This window comes from Yinghuangia sp. YIM S09857 (assembly GCF_051388915.1).
GTDB lineage: Bacteria > Actinomycetota > Actinomycetes > Streptomycetales > Streptomycetaceae > Yinghuangia.
In genome coordinates, this window is record NZ_JBPKBH010000013.1 from 73,218 (window position 1) to 80,769 (window position 7,552).

Here is a 7,552-nt window from a genome sequence, read left to right on the forward strand (position 1 = left end):
CTGGGGGCTGACCCCGAATTACCGTGATTGACGACGGCCGCGCCAGGGACAAGAGCCCCAGGCAGCCGGCGTACCGCCCCAACCTGCCCTGGCCGCGGGCGGTAGACGGAGTTGTCCGCGCAACCACGACCTGGCGCCGCGCAACAGCATCGTGACCCCGGCGTCCGCCACCAGGCCGCGCCCGGAGTCGCGCCGGTGGGGACCCGGGGATTTGGTAATCCCGGGAATGCAGAGCACGCGTGCAAGGGAGGCTTCTCGTGGCCGCGGAGACATCACAGACCCTGGACCGGGGACTCAAGGTCCTCGCACAACTGGCCGACGCCCCCGAAGGGCTCACCGTGCCCGAGATCTCGGCGGCGCTCGGCGTCAACCGTACCGTCGTGTACCGCATACTCGCGACGCTCGAACAACACGGCCTGATACGCCGCGACGCCGGGGGGCGTACGCGGCTGGGCCTCGGGGCGCTGCAACTCGCACGCCGCGCACACCCGTTGGTGCGCGACGCCGCGGTGCCGTGCCTGCGCCGCCTCGCCGAGGAGACCGGCGCGACCGCGCACCTGACCATCGTGGACGGCCTCGACGCGCTCGCCGTCGCGGTCGCCGAGCCGACCTGGACCGACTACCACGTGGCGTACCGCGTGGGCTCGCGCCACCCGCTCGAACAGGGCGCGGCCGGACTGGCGATCCTGACCGCGCGCCGGGTGCGCGCCGGACTCGACCCGGCCGTGCCGTACGTGCACGTGCCCGGCGACGGCCACCGGTCCGCCCCCGGCATCGCCGCGGCGGTGCCCGCGCTGGCCGGGGTCGAGGCGAGCGTCGGAGTGCTCTCGTTCAGCGAGTTGGACAGCGAGCGGTTCGGTCCGCGGGTGGCCGAGGCGGCCGTCGAACTGGCCGAGACGCTGGGCGGCGGTCCCAAGGTCCCGGCACCCCGCGAGGAGGAGGCGGTGCCGGACGAGAGCGCGCTGATTTAATCTCGGGGTGGCCCGTTCCAAGCGCAACCTCGTCCTGTCGCTCCTTCTCGTCGTGATCCTCGGCGTGTTCAGCTTCGCGGTGCCCATGCCGTACACGCTGATCATCCCCGGCGACACCGCCGACACGCTCGGCACAGACGACGGCGTGCCGGTGATCCAGATCGAGGGCGCGACGCCGCAGCCGACCGACGGCAAGCTGCTGCTGGTGACCATCCGGGCCACCGACCCGGAGGAGAAGCTGTACCTCGCCGACCTGCTCGACGCGTGGTTCGACGGCGACGAGGCCGTGGTGCCCAAGAAGTCGGTCTACGCCGAGGGCAAGTCGAAGAAGGAGATCGTCGCCGACAACACCAAGGACATGGTCGAATCCCAGGACCATGCCGCGGTCGCCGCGCTGAACCATCTGGGCCTCGACCCGAACCAGGTCAAGGTCACCCTCAACCTGGCGGACGTGGGCGGCCCCAGCGCGGGCCTGATGTTCTCGCTCGGCATCGTCGACCAGCTCGGCACCCAGAACCTCACCGGCGGGAAGATCATCGCGGGCACCGGGACGATCGACGACGCCGGCAAGGTCGGGCCCATCGGCGGCATCGAGCTGAAGACGAAGGCCGCCAAGCGCGACGGCGCGGTCGCCTTCCTGCTGCCGAAGCAGGAGTGCGACAAGGCCAAGGACGCCGCCCCCGGTGGGTTGCGCCTCATCCCGGTCGAGACGCTGGGCGGCGCGATCGACGCCCTGATGGCCTTCCAGACGGGCGGCAAGGTCCCCTCCTGCTGACGGTGCGCCGGCGGGACGTCCGGCCCGGCGGTCAGTCCGTACGCCCTGCCGCGGCCGTCGCCTCGACCAGCGGCAGCACCCGGTAGGGCACCGGGTTCTCCAGCGCGATCGCCGTCGACGCGCGCACTATGCCCTCGAACTCCACGACATGGTCGATCACCCGCTGGAGGTCGGCGTTCGACCGGGCGACCAGGCGGCACAGCATGTCGCCGCGCCCGGTGATGGTGTGGAGCTCCAGCACCTCGGGGATCGACGCGAGGTGCGCGCGTACGTCCGGCCCCCGTCCCTGCCGGATCTCCAGCGTCGCGAACGCCGTCACCGCGTACCCCAGCGCCGCCGGGTCCAGGTGCGGGCCGAAGCCGCGCACCACACCCCGGGCGTGCAGCCGGTCGAGGCGCGCCTGCACCGTGCCGCGCGCGACGCCGAGCCGCCGTGAGCACTCCAGGACGCCGATGCGCGGCTCCTCGTCGAGCAACTTGATCAGCACCGCGTCGAGACCGTCGATGGCCACAGGCCTTCCCCTCTGGTCAGGGTGTACAGGAATCCCGCCCTCCGCCCAGCTTGACTATACAGATTGACCAGTCAAATCGTCACCTGTTGCGCAACTTGCCGGGTGGGGAGAGGCTTCGAAGAGAGGCCTGCCCGCCTCGGAGTCGGCTTGTGCCCCGCGGCACGCGCCCGCACCGGCCCGAACGAGCCCGTTCACCCCGATCGAACCGGGAGTTGCCATGACCGAGATGCTGCACCGCGCCGAGGCCGGGAACACCGCCGAGGACCCGTTCCCGGTGTTGGGGATGGACGCGGTGGTGTTCGCTGTGGGGAATGCGCGTCAGGCGGCGCACTGGTACTCGACGGCGTTCGGGTTCCGGTGTGTGGCGTATTCGGGTCCCGAGACGGGGAACCGCGACAGTGCGTCGTATGTGCTGGAGTCGGGTGACGCGCGGTTCGTGGTGACGGCGCCGATGCGGCCGGGCACGCCGTTGGCGGAGCACATCGCCGAGCACGGCGACGGCGTCGTCGACCTGGCCATCGCGGTGCCGGACGCGCGGGCGGCGTTCGCCTTCGCCACGGCGCACGGCGCACCGGGCGTCGAGGAGCCGGTCGAGCTGCGTGACGACAGCGGCACCGTGGTCCGCTCGGCGATCGGCACGTACGGGGCGACCCGTCACTCGCTGGTCGAGCGCGGCGGTTACACGGGTCCGTACCTGCCGGGCTACGTCGCCCGCGGTCCGCTCGCCGCGCCGCCGGCGAAGCCCTGGATCACCGCGATCGACCACTGCGTGGGCAACGTCGAGCTGGGCCGGATGAACGAGTGGGTGGAGTTCTACCACCGGGTGATGGGCTTCACGAACATGCGCGAGTTCGTCGGGGACGACATCGCCACCGAGTACTCGGCGTTGATGTCGAAAGTGGTGGCGGACGGGACACGGAAGGTGAAGTTCCCGATCAACGAGCCGGCGATCGCGAAGAAGAAGTCGCAGATCGACGAGTACCTGGAGTTCTACGGCGGCCCCGGGGTGCAGCACATCGCGCTCGCGACGGACGACATCGTGGCGACGGTGCGCGCGATGCGGGATGCGGGGGTGGAGTTCCTGGCCACCCCGGACACCTACTACGACACCCTGGGTGAGTGGGCCGGGGAGACGCACGTGCCGGTGGAGACGCTGCGGGAGTTGAAGATCCTGGCGGACCGTGACGAGGACGGGTACCTCCTCCAGATCTTCACCAAGCCGGTGCAGGACCGGCCGACGGTGTTCTTCGAGATCATCGAGCGGCACGGTTCGCAGGGGTTCGGACTGGGGAACTTCAAGGCGCTCTTCGAGGCGATCGAACGCGAGCAGGACAAGCGCGGCAACCTCTGACACCGCCTGTTCCGCCGAAGGCGCACCGAGGACCCGCCGAAGACCGGCCGTTCGCCCGAGCGGCCGGTCTTTGCGGTCCACGGCCTTGCGGACGTCTGACGCGCCCGGCGCTAACCTGCGGTTATGGCGGAGGTGGCGGAAATGACGGACACGGGCGGCCCCGAGGACACGATCGCGGCGCTGCGCGCCGGGTTGCCCGACGGGGTGCTGATCACCGATCCGGACGTGGCCGCGTCGTACGCCCACGACATGGCGAACCTGTGCGCGGCCGGGCGTCCCGCCGCCGTGGTCCTCGCCGAGACCGTCGAACAGGTGCGGCACGTCATGCGGGTGGCCACGCGGCTGCGAGTACCGGTCGTGCCGCAGGGTGCCCGCACCGGCCTGTCGGGCGGGGCGAACGCGGTCGACGGCGGCATCCTGCTGTCCCTGGTCCGCATGAACCGCATCCTGGAGATCGACCCGGTGGACCGCGTGGCGGTCGTCGAGCCGGGCGTCGTCAACGCCAATCTGTCCAAGGCCGCGGGGGAGTTCGGGCTGACGTACCCGCCGGACCCGTCGAGCTGGGAGACCTGCACGATCGGCGGCAACATCGGCACGGGCGCGGGCGGCCTGTGCTGCGTGAAGTACGGGGTGACCGCCGAGTACGTGCTCGGCCTCGACGTGGTGCTGGCCGACGGCGAGCTGCTGCGCACCGGGAGGCGTACCGCGAAGGGCGTGGCCGGATACGACCTGACGCGCCTGTTCGTCGGGGCCGAGGGCACACTGGGGGTGGTCGTACGCGCGACTCTCGCCCTCAAGCCGACGCCGCCCCCGGCACTCGTCCTCGTTGCGCAGTTCGACAGCACCGTGGCGGTCGGGCGCGCGGTCGCGGCGATCACCGCGGCGGGGCACGTCCCGTCGCTCATGGAACTGATGGACGCGACCACCGTGCGGGCCGTCAACGACCTGGCCAACATGGGCCTGCCCGCGCACACCGCCGCGCTGCTGATGGTCGCCGTGGACACGCCGGATCCGCGTCCGGAACTCGCCGCCATCGGGCAACTGTGCGAGGACGCGGGCGCGTTCGAAGTGCTGGCGGCCGACGACGCCGAGGAGTCGGCGATGTTCCTGACCGCCCGGCGGCTGGCGCTGCCCGCTCTGGAACGGCTGGGCACCAGCATGATCGACGACGTCGCGGTCCCGCGGTCGCGCCTGGCCGACATGCTGGACGGCGTCGCGCGGATCGCCGAGGAGCACGACACGGTCATCGGCGTCTGCGCACATGCGGGGGACGGCAACACCCACCCGATCGTGATCTTCGACCCCGCGGATCCGGCGGCCGCCGCACGGGCCGCGACCGCGTTCGGGGAAATCATGGGCCTGGGGTTGTCGCTGGGCGGGACGATCACCGGCGAACACGGTGTCGGCACCTTGAAGCGCGACTGGCTGGCCCGCGAGCTGGGGCCGGTCGGGGTCCGCGTCCACCACGGCATCAAGGCGGCGCTGGACCCGCTGGGCATCCTCAACCCGGGCAAGGTCATCGCTTCCTGAGGCGGTCGGACGCCCCGGGCCTTGCGTCAGCTTTGTCGTTGCCCGCGTCTTGCTCTCGTGTTGCCCTGCTCTCGTTTCGCTCTCGTCTCGTCTTGTCTCGCTCGCGTCTTGTCTCGCCTGGCCTGGCCGCGACCCGCCCCCGTCTCGCTCCGCCTCGGCCTCGTTCTCGCCTGCGGCCCTCAGCCCGCTCCCGCCTCGCCCTCGCCTCGCCCAGCCCTCGCCCAGCCCTCGGCCCGCTCCTCGCCCTCTCCCTGACCCTCGTCTCGCCTCCTTCCCGTCTCGCCTCGCACTCTCCTCGCCCTCGCGTCCGGTTCCGTCGGCGGGCGGTCGTTCCGGTCGCGCGCCGACCATCCGGTCAGGTGCCGGGGTGACTTGGGCGGATTCGTGGGTGGTTGGGGGTCGCGGCGGGGCCGCGGTCGTGCGCGGGGGAGCGGGGGTGCGGCAAGATGCTGGGCCATGGCGACGCCTCACTCCTCGATACCGGTCGCGGGCTGGTATCCCGATCCCGAGCACGACGGATACGTGCGCTACTGGGACGGTGCGGCCTGGGATCCGGATTCGAGCCGTCCGAGCGCCGACTTCGAGCAGGCGCACGGGCGCATCATCCAGGGCGAGGTCATCGCGGCCGAGTCGGTGCCGATCGACCACCTGGCGGCGGAGGAGCCCGCGCGTCCCGCCGAGGGGTCGCCCGGGGGCCACCGCGGTGACGTGCCGCCCTTCATCCCGCCGCCCCGGCAGGAGCTGTTCCCGCAGCCGCGCTGGCGGCCCGCGGCCCTGTCGCGCCGGTTCCTGGCCCGTCTCGTGGACCTCGTCGTGCCGCTCGGCGTCGGTGCCGGGGTGGCGGCGGCTGTCGTGCCTCCGGCGGTGGACCACGTACGCGACAAGATCGACCGGGTGCGCTACGAGGGCCGTACCGAGACGGTGTGGCTCGTCGACGGCACCACCACGGGGGCCGCGCTGGGCGTCCTCGGAGCCGTGCTGGCGGCGATGTTCCTGTACGAGGTCCTGCCGACGTGGCGCTGGGGCCGTTCGCTCGGGAAGCGGGTGTTCGGGCTGCGCGTCGCGGACGTCGGTACGCACGCTCCGCCGACGTTCCGTCAATCCCTCATGCGCTGGCTGGTGTTCGTGGTTCCGGGGCTGCTCCTGGTGGGCGTCTTCGGGCTGGTGCGCGGGGCGATGGACGCCCCCGTGCGGCGGATGTGGCACGACCAGGCGGCGCGGACGTTCGTGGGCGGGGAGAGCGACCGCGGGCCGCGGCAGAGCAGTGCCCGCGGCGGCGGGCGTCGTGGGGCGGTGGGTGACGGTGCGGCGGGCGGCGGTTCGGTGCGCGGGAGTGCCGCGCGCGGGGTGGGCGCGGGCGCGGACACGGGGCCCGGCGCGGGTGCGGGCTCCGGGGCCTCGGCGGGTACCACCGGTGGTGCGGGAGGTCGGCGCCGGGCTCGCCGGTGACGGCGATGCGCGGTGGCGGCGTGTCATAAAGACACGCCATGCCCTCAAATGGCCTATTTGCCGAAAAACGTACTAGCCGTCACTTCTACTGGTCGGCATGACCACCAGCGAACCCCCGGGACCACCGGACCCCTTCCGGAAGGATTCCTCCGGCCAGGACCAGTCCGGCCGGGACCAGTCCGGCCGGGATCCGTCGGGCGGGGATCCGTCCGGCGGCCAGGACGGGCCCGGGCAGCCGCCGTACGGGCAAGGGCCGCCGGGGCAGCAGCCCCCGTACGGCCAGGAGCCCTACGGGCAGCAGCCGTACGGCCAGATGCCGCCCCCGCCCGGCGGCTACGACGCCGGGTTCAACGCGGGCCCCGTCCTGGCCGGCAGCGGTCGCCGTTTCCTCGCGCGGCTCGTCGACCTGCTGGTCTACCTCGCCTTCAGTTGCGCGATCGGCCTTGCCTTCGTCGGCACCGACACCGACGACGTCGACTTCGGCAAGCAGGCCGGCGCGGGCGCCGTGGCCACGGTCCTGTACTTCCTGTACGAGGGCTTCATGCTCAACAACAACGGCCAGACGCTGGGCAAGATGGCCACCAAGATCCGCGTGGTCCGGGTCGCCGACGGCGGTCCCGTGCAGGGGTCCCCGGCCTGGACGCGCGCGGGCGTGTTCGCGTTGCCGCTCGTCGTGCCGTGCGCGGGCGTCCTGTTCTTCATCGTCAACTGCCTGTGGCACCTGTGGGACCAGCCCTGGCAGCAGTGCCTGCACGACAAGGCCGCGAAGACCACAGTGATCCGCGTCTGACGTGCGGGACGGAACACCGGAGGGCACACCGGACGGGTCGGCGGATAGGTCTGCGGGCGGGTCGGCGGACGGACGCCGGGGCGCGAAACGGGGCGTGGGACAGGGCCGAGCGCGGGTGTGGGGGGGGGAGAAAAAAACAAAAAAGCCACCCCCCCCCCCCCCCCCTCCCCCTCCC

7 protein-coding genes are annotated in these 7,552 nt (G+C 72.1%); 6 read left to right on the forward strand and 1 reads right to left on the reverse strand.

The features are described from left to right. Positions 1 to 257: 257 nt before the first annotated feature. Entirely contained in the window at positions 258 to 971 is a 714-nt protein-coding gene (locus tag ACRX5S_RS25690) for an IclR family transcriptional regulator (protein WP_436775453.1), read from the forward strand. 7 nt (positions 972 to 978) lie between these two features. Next, a complete protein-coding gene (locus ACRX5S_RS25695; protein ID WP_436775454.1) occupies positions 979 to 1,746 on the forward strand; it encodes a S16 family serine protease in 768 nt (255 codons plus the stop codon). 31 nt (positions 1,747 to 1,777) lie between these two features. Here ACRX5S_RS25695 and ACRX5S_RS25700 read toward each other — a convergent pair whose 3' ends face one another. After that, positions 1,778 to 2,257 carry an Lrp/AsnC family transcriptional regulator gene (locus tag ACRX5S_RS25700; RefSeq protein ID WP_436775455.1) on the reverse strand — a complete coding sequence of 160 codons (480 nt, stop codon included), beginning with the start codon at positions 2,255 to 2,257 and terminating at the stop codon, positions 1,778 to 1,780. A gap of 217 nt (positions 2,258 to 2,474) precedes the next feature. Between ACRX5S_RS25700 and hppD the strand changes: the two genes are divergently transcribed. The 4 genes from hppD to ACRX5S_RS25720 all read left to right on the forward strand — a co-directional run bounded on the left by hppD (position 2,475) and on the right by ACRX5S_RS25720 (position 7,377). Further along, positions 2,475 to 3,608: a 4-hydroxyphenylpyruvate dioxygenase gene (gene hppD, locus ACRX5S_RS25705; protein ID WP_436775456.1), complete on the forward strand. Its 1,134-nt coding sequence runs from the start codon at positions 2,475 to 2,477 to the stop codon at positions 3,606 to 3,608. 141 nt (positions 3,609 to 3,749) lie between these two features. Next, positions 3,750 to 5,138, forward strand: coding sequence for an FAD-binding oxidoreductase (locus ACRX5S_RS25710; protein ID WP_436775457.1), 1,389 nt, complete (start codon positions 3,750 to 3,752; stop codon positions 5,136 to 5,138). 456 nt (positions 5,139 to 5,594) lie between these two features. Continuing rightward, positions 5,595 to 6,587 (forward strand): RDD family protein, encoded by a 993-nt coding sequence (locus tag ACRX5S_RS25715; RefSeq protein ID WP_436775458.1) that lies wholly within the window; start codon positions 5,595 to 5,597, stop codon positions 6,585 to 6,587. A 97-nt stretch (positions 6,588 to 6,684) separates the two neighbouring features. Then, entirely contained in the window at positions 6,685 to 7,377 is a 693-nt protein-coding gene (locus ACRX5S_RS25720; RefSeq protein WP_436775459.1) for an RDD family protein, read from the forward strand. Positions 7,378 to 7,552 lie beyond the last annotated feature (175 nt).